Genomic DNA, 13,979 nt, shown 5'->3' with positions numbered 1-13,979 from the left:
GAGCAGCTGGCATGTTTTTTTAATTGAACTATCTTATCTAGCTTTTAACAAGAGCATTCCGTTCCATAGCAGACTGCATCTTTACAGCACTCAACGCGACTTTGTGAGCTTTTGAGGCTTCACCATACCAATGGATCGCCGAGTTAAAAGCTGCTCGGTAAAGATCCTGGTATGCTTCAGATAATCGAGTTTGAATATCTAAAGGCAAATCTTTATTGGACTTGTATAACATATTATTATTTTTTGGTTCAGCTAATTTTATACGATAGAAATTCTAAGCAGTTTTTGACACTATCCTAAGATAGAGCTTTTTATTGCCCACTGTTAGGAGAGAACCTTGGTAAATACCACAATTAAAACAACAAAATCACAAGAAGTCTTTGCCGCTGCTCAAAACCTTATGCCAGGAGGAGTCAGTTCTCCAGTTCGTGCCTTCAAATCTGTAGGCGGACAACCCATCGTTTTTGAGCGTGTTAAAGGCGCATACATTTGGGATGTAGATGGCAACCAATACATAGACTATGTAGGCACCTGGGGGCCAGCTATTTGCGGTCATGCTCATCCAGAAGTAATTGCAGCGTTGCATGAAGCTTTAGAAAAAGGTACAAGTTTCGGTGCTCCCTCAGTACTAGAAAATGTTTTGGCAGAAATGGTCATCAATGCCGTTCCTAGTATCGAAATGGTCAGATTTGTCAACTCTGGAACTGAAGCCTGTATGGGAGTTTTGCGGCTGATGCGGGCTTTCACCAACCGAGACAAAATCATCAAGTTTGAAGGCTGCTACCACGGACACGCCGATACGTTTCTAGTGAAGGCAGGTTCTGGGGTTGCGACACTTGGCTTGCCAGACTCACCAGGAGTTCCTAAATCGGCAACTAGCACCACTCTAACCGCGCCTTTCAATGATCTAGAAGCAGTTAAAGCCTTATTTGAAGAAAACCGCGACGAGATTGCTGGTGTCATTCTTGAGCCAGTCGTCGGCAATGCTGGGTTTATTGCACCTGATGCTGGCTTCCTAGAAGGATTACGGGAACTGACTCACGAGCATGGAGCCTTATTGGTATTTGACGAGGTGATGACAGGCTTCCGCATTGCTTACGGTGGCGCTCAGGAAAAATTTGGGGTGACTCCCGATTTAACAACCTTGGGTAAGGTGATAGGTGGTGGTTTGCCAGTAGGAGCCTATGGTGGTCGCCGGGATATTATGTCAATGATTGCGCCCGCCGGTCCTGTATATCAAGCTGGAACTCTTTCAGGTAATCCCCTGGCGATGACTGCTGGCATTAAGACTTTAGAACTGCTGCAAAAGCCAGGTACTTACGATTATCTTGACCGGATTACTAAAAAGCTAGCAGATGGTTTGCTGCAAATTGCTAAAGAAAATGGTCATGCGGCTTGCAGCGGTCAAATCAGCGCGATGTTCGGCTTATTCTTTACCTCTGGCCCAGTTCATAACTATGAAGATGCGAAAAAGTCTGATACAGCCAAATTCGGACGCTTTCATCGTGGTATGTTAGAGCATGGTGTTTACTTAGCACCCTCTCAGTTTGAAGCTGGGTTTACGTCTTTTGCTCACACCGAAGAGGATATTGATCAGACTTTAGCAGTAGCACGGGATGTAATGTCGAACCTATAACCTGTTAAGGAATTTCCAAAGAAAAAAGTATGCAGTGACCTATTGTGAGATCGGCAAGATGCCGATCCCACAAAATGGATGATTATATTGGAAATTCCTTTTTTAAGGGAGTTAGACAAAAGTAAGTGGGGGAGATTCTGTGACTCACTCTAAAGCCTTATTTACAGAACTTTCATCTGTCAATGGTGTTCATTCATCTTGCGCCGTCGGGGATCAAATAAATTTTTTAACGAGTCTGTCCTGTGCCGTCATCACTCAAGTAAGGTCACATCTTCGTCATAATTTCGCAATGGCTTTGTCAATACGATATGCAATATTAAACCTACATAAGTATATTCATGTTAACAAGGCAGGATTAATTGCCTTTTACAGTTCTGGAAATTCCCCCCATACCCCATAGTCTACAAAAATTAACGCCCAAGAAGGCTCTCACTTTCATGATGAGGGTTTTGCTTATAGAGACTTAGATTATCCGTAGAGTAAGGTATTTTTTCAGAGTCAAGGTTGAAGCTAACTTTAAAAAATATACCAATTATGCTGTAGCTTGCATGGCAAGGCTTACCAGAGGATAAAAAACTGCCAGAAGTATTGTGAAAAAAAAGATGGTTCAACCCTTGAAGGAGCTATGAAGTGGAGGAAAATAAGTCATTTTTTAGTCTGCAAAAAATATTAATTACGTTGCTTGCCTTGAGTGCCAGTTTGAGTGCTGGCACGATGATGCTTATCAAGTCAAGCTCCTCTGAGGCTGAAACTACAAAGAATATAAATGTAAACAATCTACCAGCCAAGGTTGGAACTCAGCAGCAGATTGAAGAACTAAAAGCGACGATGCTTAACAGTTGGCAGCAACTAGTACAAATAAAGGGTTTCTCCTATGCTGTGCCACTACGTTTTCAAGGGGCAATAGTTGATGCGGCAAAATTGACTCCTGAACAGAAAGTAATTGCGCTCACCTTTGATGATGGGCCATGGCCTGGGAGTACCGGGCAAGTACTGGATATTCTCAAAAAAAATCAGATCAAAGGGACATTTTTTCTCATTGGGCAAAACGTGAAGAATTATCCAGGCTTAGTAAAGCGGGAGATCGCTGAGGGTCAGGTAATTGGTAATCACACTTGGCATCATTGGTATCAATTCTTAAATCCACAAGCAGCTGCCTATGAAATTGACCACACAGCAGACCTGATTTATCAAGTGACAGGGATTAAAACAAATTTATTTCGACCACCAGGGGGACTCATGCACAATGGGGTGGCTGCTTACGCTAGAAATAGCAAATATGCCATCATTCGCTGGTCATCTGACTCTGTAGACTACTCACGTCCTGCTGTACCAAAATTAATTAATAATGTATTCAGGAAGGCTAAACCAGGTGGGATTGTGCTGATGCATGATGGTGGTGGTAATCGCTCTAAAACTGTGCAGGCTTTACCAGAAATTATTGCAAACTTTCGGAAACAGGGCTATAGCTTTGTTACTATCCCTGAACTTTTAGAAATGCAAGATAAAGATCAAAGGCTGATTGCAAACAAAAAGTAATTGTTATTTTGATAGAAATCAGTGGCTTTATCAATCGCCACTTGGCAACTAAAAACAAGTTTAATTTTTCTGGTGATTTGTAGGTTTTTTGTTTAAACTCAACTAATAATAAGGTCTAGCACTCAGGGAAATCATGAATAAAATTGTCATGGATTTGCTTTGCGGCTCTAGCTTTTTAGCTTTAACATTACTAACTGTCAATCCAGCTTTTGCAAAAGAGCTTTCTCCTCAGGATTTAACCTCTCCCAAGTTGAACTCGGTCCAGACGCAGATAGTTAATACATCTGCAACTAAAAAATCCCCTGAATTTTCATCAATGAAATCTACTCAATCACTTGAGGAGCTTGCTATACACAAGTTTGGCTGTGACTGCCCTGGCTGTCAAGCTCGTGTAAGTCAGATGGTATTACAAGGTAGTTTCCCTCAGCCTAAATAAAACTGGTGTCTGACATGACATTACGACAGATATTGATATTGAGAATTTTTATGGCGATTTATAATTTTTTCGTCTAAGCTCAACTTAAAGATCAAGTCTACTACTGGTGTAAATTATGAATAAAATTGTCATGGCTTTGCTTTGCGGCTCTAGCTTTTTGGCTTTAACATTACTAACTGTTAATCCAGCTTTTGCTAAGAAGCTTTCTCCTCAAGATTTAGCCAATCCTACCTTAACACCCACCGACACACAGACAGTTGCTGCACCTGTTTCACAAGAATATCCCCAATACCCATCAATACGTGCTAATGAAAGAGTTAAACAGCTTGCCATGCAGATGTTTGGCTGTGCCTGCGCCAGCTGTCAAGCTAAGGCAAGTCAGATGATACTACAAGGTAGTCTGCCTATACCTCAGTGATTTAGATTAGGGACTCAGCCAATTATAGTCACTTGCTGCTTCGAGGTTTTAACTAGCTAAGAACCTAGCTGAACGATGAACTATTTCTGGTTTTGTTAAAATTCCTTATGTGGGACTGAAAAACTTACCTTTGAAAGCCTTTTTTAAGGGAAGAGTAGGGGGTATTCAATCTTATCCTAACTATATTGCACGAACTTGTAGGCGGGGCTGACTTTTCACGGCATGGAGAAAAACCAACAATAAACTTAACCCCCTAAGCCCTTTCCCTATAAGCAAGGCTGTTTCATTCCCTAAAAACTCTGATTTACAAGCGTCTAAGTCAAAAAAATCAGGTGATTAAAAAATCTGATTGGATAATAAAATGGCGATGCCAACTCTACAAGATGCCTCTCTACCACAGGCTACGCCAACACATTGAAATTTGCTGGTTGAGACGGTAGTTTATCTTTTTGCTACTTCCCTAAATTTCTCGCCCATGCTGTTGACAAAATCCCTACCTTCTCAAATGAAACAGCCCTGCTTCTCTACAAGGTGAGAGGAATGGAAGTAAGGTTTTCTATATTCAGTGAAAAGTTAGGTAGGCAGGGTTACCAATTTAACTCACCTTTCTTACAAAAAAACCGTCCAAAATGAATATCTGAACGGAATTTTTACGTATTAATACTTTATGCAAGCATATTTTTGTTACTAGCTGTACTTGTACTTAAAAATTACAAGTCAGGAGGCAAAATCACCTGATCAATTGCGTGGATTACACCGTTAGTGCCTGTGATATCTGCCTGTGTCACTTTAGCATCATTGACAGTTACACCAGTAGCAGGATCAACCTTAACGTTGATTGTGCCGCCTTCAAGGCTTTTAACTTCGCCAGACTTTAAATCAGTGGACAATATCTTACCAGGTACTACATGGTAAGTTAAAATTTTCATCAATACTTCTTTGTTACCTGGCTTTAACAATTCTTGCAAGGCATCTGCTGGCAACTTAGCAAAAGCTGCATCAGTAGGTGCAAAAATAGTTAAGTTATCTTTGCCTTGCAAAGCTCCGGTCAATCCTGCTGCTTTCAAAGCCTTGGTTAAGGTGGTAAAAGAAGCGTTTGACTCTGCCAACGCTAACAAGTTTTTGCCTTGATTGTCACTTGCCCCTGGCCCTGGTGGAGTTGGAGTAGGTGTCTCAGTAGATGGTACTTGTGTTGGTGGTGTGGTAGGTTGAGTTTCTGGGATAGTGCGTGGGGTGCGGGGTGTAGGTTCACTAGGTGTAGCGTTACCACCACGGTTATAAGGAGGCTCGTTGAAAATACTTGGTCTGGGATTTGTTACACCACTTGTCTGCGCTACTTGTTTGCGTTTAGTATTGCCTTTCTCTATTTTGGAAGCAGCCTCAGCAGGTGTGTATTGAGCGGTTATTTGAAGGCGTTGGTCCTGGTTATATGGAGCTTCGTTGAAAATACTAGGGTTAAGATTTAGCGCCAATTTTGCATCAGATGGTAAAGTAATAACAAGGCTGAAACTAGTGAATCCTGCTATGCCTGTCAACGCGGTCAGCAATTTGCTGTAATTCGTCTTCATAAATTTTGTTTGTCTTTTTTGTCTATACATTACATAAAGATTTATAACATTTTACTATGCACAAAATCTAACTTGAGAGGGAAGTAAGATTTTTATCCGGGAGAGTTTGTGTTGATTAGGTTAAATATCCAACCTTGACTCACGCTTGACAAGTACTAAATATACTTACCATATATTTGATGTAAATTGAGCAGATTTTCTCCATTACACCAAAAGGAGTTAAAAAGCCTTACTTGATGTAGCGTAAACTCTAATAACATAGAAAAATATCATATTTACAAGTTATGAGTTACAACATCCTCTGAGAAATAGTCTACTTAAAAGCAAAATTATATACAAAGTTGTATGCAAGTTAATGCTTGATTCAAAAATCCGGAATTCTTTATGGGATAAGGCTATAATGTCGAAATTAATCATTAATTACTCAGCAAAAGTACATAAATTAAGTACCTAGTACAGCTTGGCTTCAAATTCAGCTACCATCTCAATTAAAAAGACTTAGGGCAAAATCCCTTGTTAAAGCTAGGCAAACTTCCGCCATAGCCATAGTGTACTAGATATTTTAACGTAGGCTAACAGTGACGGAAATTAAAGTAACTGCTGAAGACTCATATCAATTCTTTGTGAGCTTGTACAAAATATCAAATTATAAAATCTTTGTAGAGCAAGAGTTGTGAGTATAGATATCCAATGCATCTTCACATGAAATTGGGATCACGATTAAGCGGTTAGGTTGATTTATATATGCCAAATTAAATTATTTAATTATTTGATATTTTAATCATTCAGAAAATAATATTTTTGAAATCAATAATCTTGCCTAAAATCAGGTAAGTAGTACAAAATTAAATATACATTTTTCACTCGCAATCACATAAATAATTTTGCGTAACTACTTATAAGTTTAGTTCTAATGTCAAGAAAAATTACTTTAACTAAAGATACAATTACAATTGTAAAGTTAAAAAGTTGACCAGTTACAAGGTATACAATATGCTTGAATTATACCAATGGGAACTCTCTCAATACTCAGAGAAAGTGCGCCTAATTCTAGATTTTAAAGGACTAGATTACCGCAAAATAGAGGTTACACCTGGAATTGGACAAGTAGAACTGTTCCGGCTGACTGGTCAGAAACAAGTCCCAGTATTAAAGGATCGTAATAAATATATTGCGGATTCTACGAAAATAGCTAAGTATTTAGACTTAGAGTATCCCGATCGCCCAGTAATACCGCAAGATCCCAAAAAACGGGGTTTAACTTTATTAATAGAAGAATGGGCTGATGAGTCCATAGGTATCAAAGGTCGCAAAGCACTATTTGCTGCACTAAGTCAAGATCAAAATTTCCGCAAGTCTTTATTACCCACCTCAACACCAGATATATTTAAAAGTCTGGTTCAAGGAGTACCTAGTGACTTCCTGGCATTGTTGGGTGTTGGGGTAGGTTATAGCCCAGATGTAATCCAGTCAGGGATCGCATCCTTAAAACAAGACTTGGAAGCGGTAACGTTATTATTGGCAGATAGTCCTTATTTAACAGGAGATGAGCCGACTTTAGCTGACTTGGCAGTAGCTAGCTTATCAATATTGCTCAAGTTCCCCTCTGGGCCCTATCTGGATTTACCAGCTTCTATTAGAGGTAAAGGATTGCCAATCTTTGCAGAGAATATAGATTATGAACCATTTTTCACCTGGCGCGATCGCCTTTACGCCCAATTCCGCAAACCATTAATCATTACCACTCCACCAACAGGAAGTGCGCCAACTTCGATTCAGATTGATTAAGTAATTGGGCATTGGGCATTAGTTATTCCCTCACACTTAGCACTCCAAACTCTGCCAATTTTAGATTTTAGGTCGCACCTTTGGTGCCCTAGAAGCGCAACTTGGATTTTGGTGAAGCAGCGCAGTCTTTTTCTTAGGGAGACGCTCTTGCTAGCAAGATTTCCGTAGGGGTACAAGTCGCGAAACCCCAAGAGCACACTGCCTCCTTTATGCCTCTTAACCCGTCCACCGCAGTGGCTCCCCATGAGTGACTGCACCAAGCCGTTCGCGCAGCGTCTCCCCTTCTCCCTTTGGGAGAGGCTAACGCCAAGGGAGAAGGGATTGAAGGAAAAATCTAAAATCTAAAATTGAATGAGTTTTAATTTATTCGCAACTTTTGCCCTATCCAATTAAAATTCAACATAAGATAGCGCACCACAATCATGTAATTAACTAGATGAATTCGGTACAGCCATTAGGTTCGGTTATTCAAGGTTCTCTAACTGAAGGTTTAGAAGTACGATTGCATCCTGACATTTCTGTGGAAGATATGCGGGTGGGTAAGTTTCTCGTTGTGCAAGGGATGCGATCGCGCTTTTTTTGTATGCTGACAGATGTAGCATTGGGAGCTGCTAATGCACGAATTATTGCTAATCCACCCAATTGGGAAGACACTTTTTTACGAGATGTTTTAGCCGGAAGTGGTACATACGGTACTATCAACCTTGCGCCGATGTTGATGTTCACTCCCGAAACTGAAGAATCTTTCTCCCCCACAAATGGCAAATCGGTAAATCCCTTTCTTCCATCGGTGACGGGTTTGGCTTCATTTGTGCCACAAACCAGTACTACTATAGAATTGTTGCCTGTTAAAACTATTCCTAGCCACTTTAGTCAAGTTTACGAAGCAAGTGTTGACGATTTTCGCCGCGTATTTGGTTGGGAAGATGACCCGCAAAGGCGCAATTTTTCCATCGGCAAACCTTTGGATATGGATGTGCCAGTTTGCATCGATTTGAATCGCCTTGTAGAACGCAGTAATGGGGTTTTTGGCAAATCTGGTACTGGTAAATCCTTTCTGACACGGCTACTTTTAGCTGGTGTCATCCGTAAAAGTGCGGCAGTAAATTTGATTTTTGATATGCACTCTGAGTATGGCTGGGAAGCCGTTGCAGAAGGTAAGAACGTAAATACTGTTAAGGGTCTAAAACAACTTTTTCCCAGTAAGGTGGAAGTCTACACCCTCGACCCGGAATCAACAAAGCGTCGGGGTGTGCGTGATGCTCAAGAACTTTATTTGAGCTACGAGCAAATAGAAGTTGAAGATATTAAGTTATGTAGTCGAGATTTAGGACTCTCTGATGCAGCCTTGGATAACGCCAATATTCTATATAGCGAGTTTGGCAAATCCTGGATTGTCCAGTTGCTAAATATGACTAACGAAGAAATTGAGATGTTCTGCGACGAGAAGCGCGGACACAAAGGCTCGATTATGGCATTGCAGCGCAAACTCTTGCGGATGGATAGTTTGAAGTATATGCGAGCAGTTTGCCCCCAGAATTACATTAGTAAAATTGTGCAATGCCTGGAATCTGGGAAGAATGTTGTGATAGAATTTGGTTCCCAGTCAAATATGCTCTCTTATATGTTGGTGACGAATATGATCACCCGACGGATTCACGAGCATTACGTCAAAAAAGCAGATAAATTCCTGCAAAGCAAAAATCCTTGCGATCGCCCGACGCCATTGATGATTACCATTGAAGAGGCGCACCGTTTCCTTGACCCAGCAGTAGTACAAAGCACGATTTTTGGAACTATCGCCCGTGAACTGCGAAAGTATTTTGTCACACTTTTGGTAGTTGATCAACGCCCATCAGGAATAGATAATGAAGTTATGTCCCAAATTGGGACTCGCATTACTGCTTTGCTTAATGATGAAAAAGATATTGAGGCAATTTTTACAGGTGTATCTGGTGGTAGCGGACTGCGATCGGTGTTGGCAAAGTTAGACTCTAAGCAACAAGCCTTAATTTTGGGTCATGCCGTTCCGATGCCGGTAGTAGTGCGTACCCGTCCATACGACGCAACTTTTTACGAAGAAATTGGTGAGCCAGCCTGGGAAGAAAAACCTGATGCAGAAGTATTTGCCGCTGCTGAACTAGCCAAAGCTGACCTGGGATTCTAGATAGTTATTTGTCACTGCTTATTGGTCATTAGTCTTGAGTTATTCTCTTGCAATGCCCAATGCCCCAATTCGTAACATCCCTCCATCCTCACAGCCAATTAAGTTCGGTTATCCGGCTACTGTTTGGCAACAGAAGAGGAGTTTTTGGCGTCACTATAGATGTAGTAAGTAATTTCAAGGAACTTTAAAATTTATTTTCGCAAACGACTGCTTTTGAATTATAATTAGACGCTTTATCTTAAGATACTTTACTATCTACCTGATTTATCGTATTATAAAGGTAAGTAAAACTCATACCGACTTCGGATTTTCCAGTTACTATCAGTAACTGCCCAAAAGAAGAATTCTCAAAAACGACTAGCGTGCTTATTATAAGAGATTGAAAATTTAGGGGAGGTAGGGGAACCTATCATTGGGGGCTTGCCGTCTTAACAACGGCTGTATCGATTGATAATTGCTTTTGGTAGCTCCCGATATTTCGTGATAGATGTACTACCTTTCTCCATTAATTTTAGTAGAAAAACATACATTGTGTTTACGGAGTAGAGGATAACACACGAATGCCTACTGTCAACACCCAAACGGAAAATCTTAACACCAAATTCACGGCTGATATGGTGCGAACCTATCTGCGGGAAATTGGGCGTGTACCACTGCTAACCCGTGAACAAGAAATTGTCTATGGGAAGCAGGTGCAACAAATGATGAAGTTCATCGACGCCAAGGAAGCTTTGGCGAAGAAGCTGCACCGCGAACCGAATATGTCAGAGTGGGCTGACCAGGTTCAAGAATCGGAAACCGAGGTACAACAAACGGTGGCGCAAGGTAAGCGGGCGAAGCAAAAAATGATCGAAGCGAATTTGCGCTTGGTCGTTGCTATTGCCAAGAAGTACCAAAAGCGGAATATGGAGTTTCTGGATTTAATCCAGGAAGGAACACTAGGATTAGAGCGGGGTGTGGAGAAATTTGACCCAATGAGGGGTTATAAGTTCTCGACTTACGCTTACTGGTGGATTCGCCAAGCGATTACTCGGGCGATCGCTCAACAAGGTCGCACCATTCGATTACCGATCCACATTACCGAAAAACTGAATAAAATCAAGAAAGTACAGCGTGAGTTGGCTCAAACCTTGGGGCGATCGCCCACTCCAGCTGAAATTGCCAAAGAACTGGAACTAGAACCTGCTCAGATCCGCGAATATTTGAACATGGCGCGTCAACCTGTGTCTTTGGATGTTAAAGTTGGCGATAACCAGGATACTGAGTTGCAAGAAATGCTCGAAGATGGCGGCCCATCGCCAGAGTATTACACCAATCAGGAATTCTTACGCCAAGACTTGAACAACCTGCTAGCAGAACTAACCCCGCAACAGCGAGAAGTTTTAGCCCTACGCTTTGGTTTAGAAGATGGTAATGAAATGTCATTGGCGAAAGTGGGTGAGAGATTGAATCTCAGCCGTGAACGTGTGCGCCAGTTAGAGCATCAGGCTTTGGCTCATCTGCGTCGCCGTCGTGCCAATGTCCAAGAATACGTTGCTAGCTAGAATTAGAGACGCGGCATTTCGCGTCTCTACACCACCTTGGTGACGCGCCTCTTAAATTCAGGGGGCGATTTTTTTATGCAGTTAATTAAATAAAAACTTTAATTTTTGACAGTTTTATTTTTTGGACAATAGTAATATAAGTCGTTAACAAAGTCTTTGACAATTAAAACTTGGTTATGATTTAAGTAAGTTATAGAGAACTTAGTTAGTTTTTTAACAGGAGAAGTAGGGTGCTTAACAACTTTTATCAGTTCTTATCTCCCCGTCAGTGGGGAATTTCCCTAGCAGGCTTAGGCTTACTTCTTGGTTTGGGCTTTATAGGCAAGCAGACTCAAGTAATACCGATTAGAGATTCGCCATTATCATCGGCTCAGATTCAGAAAAGCTCCCAAACCTCTCTATTGTCGCAGCTAAGAAAAGTTAGAGAGCAGAGAAGTCAATTAAAAGGGGCTGCTGGAGAGAGAGATTTTTTTATGCATAAGAGCCCAAAAACCTTCCCTACAACCACAGCATTGGTTCCAGGTTCTCAGGAAGCTACAAAAGGCACAGAAGTTTTACCAAAAGCGAATTTTCCTGTAAAAGATGGGATTTATCTCTATGGTCAATCCCCAAAACCAAACCAGGTTGGTCAAGGTTACATCATATTTGAAAAGCAGCAGGGCAAGGTAACTGGTGCATTGTATATGCCCGACTCAGAGTTTAATTGTTTTCAGGGTACACTCAACCAGTCAGGAGAGTTGGCCATGACGGTTAATGGTTCGTCAAATGAAGCCAGTTCTACTCAGTCGAATCAGGTAGCTGCAAGCAGTAGACTGCCTCAAGTCAGTGAAGATGAGTTCAGCAATTATCCTTACTCGGTGGCTTTGCAAGACTTTTATCAGTTAAATTCCATTACAGCTAACGATCGCCGCACATTACAAATGTGTAAATAATCTCCAACTTAATACTCAATTCCTGGTTGCGCCTTAACGCCTTGATCGCGGAAAGGGTGCTTAACTAGGGTCATTTCGGTTACGAGGTCAGCACGCTCAATTAAACCAGCTGGTGCGCCTCTACCTGTGAGAATAACGTGCTTGTTAGCTGGTTTTTCTGCCAAACCCGCTAAAACGTCCTCTAATGGTAAATAAGCCATTTTGAGGGCAATATTAATTTCATCTAACAACACCAAATGGAAGTCTGGGTTGCGAATATATTCTAATGATTTTTGCCAAGCAGCGCTAGCTTTATCGAGGTCGCGATCGCGGTCTTGAGTTTCCCAGGTAAAGCCTTCGCCCATTGCGTGAAATTCTAACTGGTCTTCCCAATAGCTGAAAACCCTTTTTTCAGAAGGTTCCCAGCTTCCTTTGATAAATTGGACGATCGCTACTTTATACCCGTGACCAAGCGATCGTAACACCATCCCCAAAGCCGCAGTAGTTTTACCCTTACCGTTACCAGTATTTACAATAATTAACCCTTTTTCTGGTACAGCTTGTGCTATCCGTTGATCCTGCACTTCCTTACGCCGCTGCATCTTTTTGCGGTACTGTTCATCAGTCAGAGATGAAGACATTACCTCATCAATCAAGCGCCCAATTTCTGGATCTTGGTTTAATTCTTCTGGTGTATCGTTTTTCATCAACCTTGTTTAGAAATAACTGTTAAAACTCTCGACAATGAACTTGAATTCTATTTAAAATCTGATTCTAGCTAAATCGCATAATTTAATTTTTCCAGTAATATTTTATAGAAAAATCTTGATCTATGTTAGTTTTTTTAACATGATTTGCAGACAGGTATGTAAAACTAATGATATACAAACTGAACTTATAATTCGAGTTGAATATTACTGTTTTAAATAATTTCATATGTTCATTAAAGCACTTTACCAATAGAATTTTCTTATTCTCTCCTTTGGTACAATCATCAGTTAGACTACGAACTGAGCGCGTTAGCTTAACTATCAGGGGTACGATGTCTGATGTCGGAAATTATGCGTTTATGGATGCTGTTGTGTCCATTTTTCCCATAAAGGGCGCACATCCTCTGGTTGTCCATCATAGTTGAGCAATTGGTCTGAAATCATCACCCATGATTGGGCACTCCGTGTCCAGATGTTACCCACTGGGCGTAACCAACTTGTATCATCTAACGTTCCGGCTTTGACGTTGATAGTATTTGAGTTGTAAGTCCGTTCATGGAACAATCGCGTTCCGCAGTCGCCACAGAACAGGTTATTTACTTCACGTCCGCTATCATTTTTCCGAGTCCAAGCTTTCGGTTTTCCTTGAACAATCACAACAGCATCTCGTGAAACAGTAAGAGACATTCCAAAGGCACTAGAGGATTGTTTCTGACACTCCTTACAGTGGCATAGGTAGAGGGTTAACGGTTGGGCATGAATTTCGTAACGAATCTGCCCACATTGACAACCTCCAGTATATGGAAGACTCACAGGTTTTATCTCCTTACATTTGATATTGCTTGATTGTAGCGAAAGCTATCTCAATCTTGAAGCTGGTTGTAGGAAACACAATTAACTCATAAGCTTCTCCAATGTCGCTTGAACTTCACTTGGGTAAAATCGACTACTTACTAGTACAGCAGGCGCAAAAATCCAACTACCATCTTAATTTAAACAAGCAAAGGGCTTAATAAGGGGCAAAATCCGCTTGTTAAAGGTATGCAAACTGACGTCACAGTAGCAATTACTCTTGGCTGAAGCACAATTATAGTTACAAATAATCCTGGTTTAAAAAAGTCTTGATTGCAGGTTTGAGCAATTAGTATTGCAGGTTGCTACATTTAGACGAAACGATAACAGATACTATAAAGGATATTAAGCGTCTCGCAGGCGAAGAATACTATAGAGTTACAGCATTAGAATGTTATGATTGCAAATAC

12 protein-coding genes are annotated in these 13,979 nt (G+C 41.0%); 8 read left to right on the top strand and 4 right to left on the bottom strand.

The window, feature by feature from the left end; all coding sequences use genetic code 11:
- Positions 1-37 precede the first annotated feature (37 nt).
- The gene (locus V7K40_RS04010; RefSeq protein WP_334956933.1) at positions 38-232 is read right to left on the bottom strand and encodes a ChaB family protein; all 195 of its coding nucleotides are present in this window, start codon (positions 230-232) and stop codon (positions 38-40) included.
- A gap of 105 nt (positions 233-337) precedes the next feature.
- On the opposite strand from V7K40_RS04010, the gene hemL reads away from it, so the two are divergent.
- The 4 genes from hemL (at position 338) to V7K40_RS03990 (ending at position 4,029) form a co-directional block, all read left to right on the top strand.
- The gene (gene hemL / locus V7K40_RS04005; RefSeq protein ID WP_334956931.1) at positions 338-1,636 is read left to right on the top strand and encodes a glutamate-1-semialdehyde 2,1-aminomutase; all 1,299 of its coding nucleotides are present in this window, start codon (positions 338-340) and stop codon (positions 1,634-1,636) included.
- 630 nt (positions 1,637-2,266) lie between these two features.
- Positions 2,267-3,175, top strand: a complete 909-nt coding sequence (locus tag V7K40_RS04000; RefSeq protein WP_334956929.1) for a polysaccharide deacetylase family protein — start codon at positions 2,267-2,269, stop codon at positions 3,173-3,175.
- A gap of 133 nt (positions 3,176-3,308) precedes the next feature.
- On the top strand, positions 3,309-3,611 hold the full coding sequence (locus tag V7K40_RS03995) for a hypothetical protein (protein WP_334956927.1): 303 nt from the start codon (positions 3,309-3,311) through the stop codon (positions 3,609-3,611).
- 115 nt (positions 3,612-3,726) lie between these two features.
- On the top strand, positions 3,727-4,029 hold the full coding sequence (locus tag V7K40_RS03990; RefSeq protein WP_334956925.1) for a hypothetical protein: 303 nt from the start codon (positions 3,727-3,729) through the stop codon (positions 4,027-4,029).
- A gap of 710 nt (positions 4,030-4,739) precedes the next feature.
- Here V7K40_RS03990 and V7K40_RS03985 read toward each other — a convergent pair.
- Complete coding sequence (locus tag V7K40_RS03985; protein ID WP_334956923.1) at positions 4,740-5,597, bottom strand: fasciclin domain-containing protein; 858 nt, start codon at positions 5,595-5,597, stop codon at positions 4,740-4,742.
- Positions 5,598-6,590: 993 nt separating this feature from the next.
- Here V7K40_RS03985 and V7K40_RS03980 point away from each other — a divergent pair.
- The 4 genes from V7K40_RS03980 to V7K40_RS03965 all read left to right on the top strand — a co-directional run bounded on the left by V7K40_RS03980 (position 6,591) and on the right by V7K40_RS03965 (position 12,028).
- A complete protein-coding gene (locus V7K40_RS03980; protein ID WP_334956921.1) occupies positions 6,591-7,385 on the top strand; it encodes a glutathione S-transferase family protein in 795 nt (264 codons plus the stop codon).
- A 436-nt stretch (positions 7,386-7,821) separates the two neighbouring features.
- Positions 7,822-9,552, top strand: a complete 1,731-nt coding sequence (locus tag V7K40_RS03975) for an ATP-binding protein (protein WP_334956919.1) — start codon at positions 7,822-7,824, stop codon at positions 9,550-9,552.
- A 560-nt stretch (positions 9,553-10,112) separates the two neighbouring features.
- The gene (locus V7K40_RS03970) at positions 10,113-11,096 is read left to right on the top strand and encodes an RNA polymerase sigma factor, RpoD/SigA family (RefSeq protein WP_273769467.1); all 984 of its coding nucleotides are present in this window, start codon (positions 10,113-10,115) and stop codon (positions 11,094-11,096) included.
- 473 nt (positions 11,097-11,569) lie between these two features.
- Complete coding sequence (locus V7K40_RS03965) at positions 11,570-12,028, top strand: hypothetical protein (protein ID WP_334956916.1); 459 nt, start codon at positions 11,570-11,572, stop codon at positions 12,026-12,028.
- Positions 12,029-12,036: 8 nt separating this feature from the next.
- Here the strand turns inward: V7K40_RS03965 and cobO are convergent, their stop codons facing one another.
- On the bottom strand, positions 12,037-12,714 hold the full coding sequence (cobO, locus tag V7K40_RS03960; protein ID WP_334956914.1) for a cob(I)yrinic acid a,c-diamide adenosyltransferase: 678 nt from the start codon (positions 12,712-12,714) through the stop codon (positions 12,037-12,039).
- A gap of 360 nt (positions 12,715-13,074) precedes the next feature.
- Positions 13,075-13,530, bottom strand: coding sequence for a GFA family protein (locus V7K40_RS03955; RefSeq protein ID WP_334956912.1), 456 nt, complete (start codon positions 13,528-13,530; stop codon positions 13,075-13,077).
- Positions 13,531-13,979 lie beyond the last annotated feature (449 nt).

It is taken from the genome of Nostoc sp., assembly GCF_036917195.1.
In the GTDB taxonomy this organism is placed as follows: domain Bacteria; phylum Cyanobacteriota; class Cyanobacteriia; order Cyanobacteriales; family Nostocaceae; genus Nostoc.
Note: the sequence above shows the minus strand (reverse complement) of the source record. Positions and strands in the feature narration are given on the sequence as shown.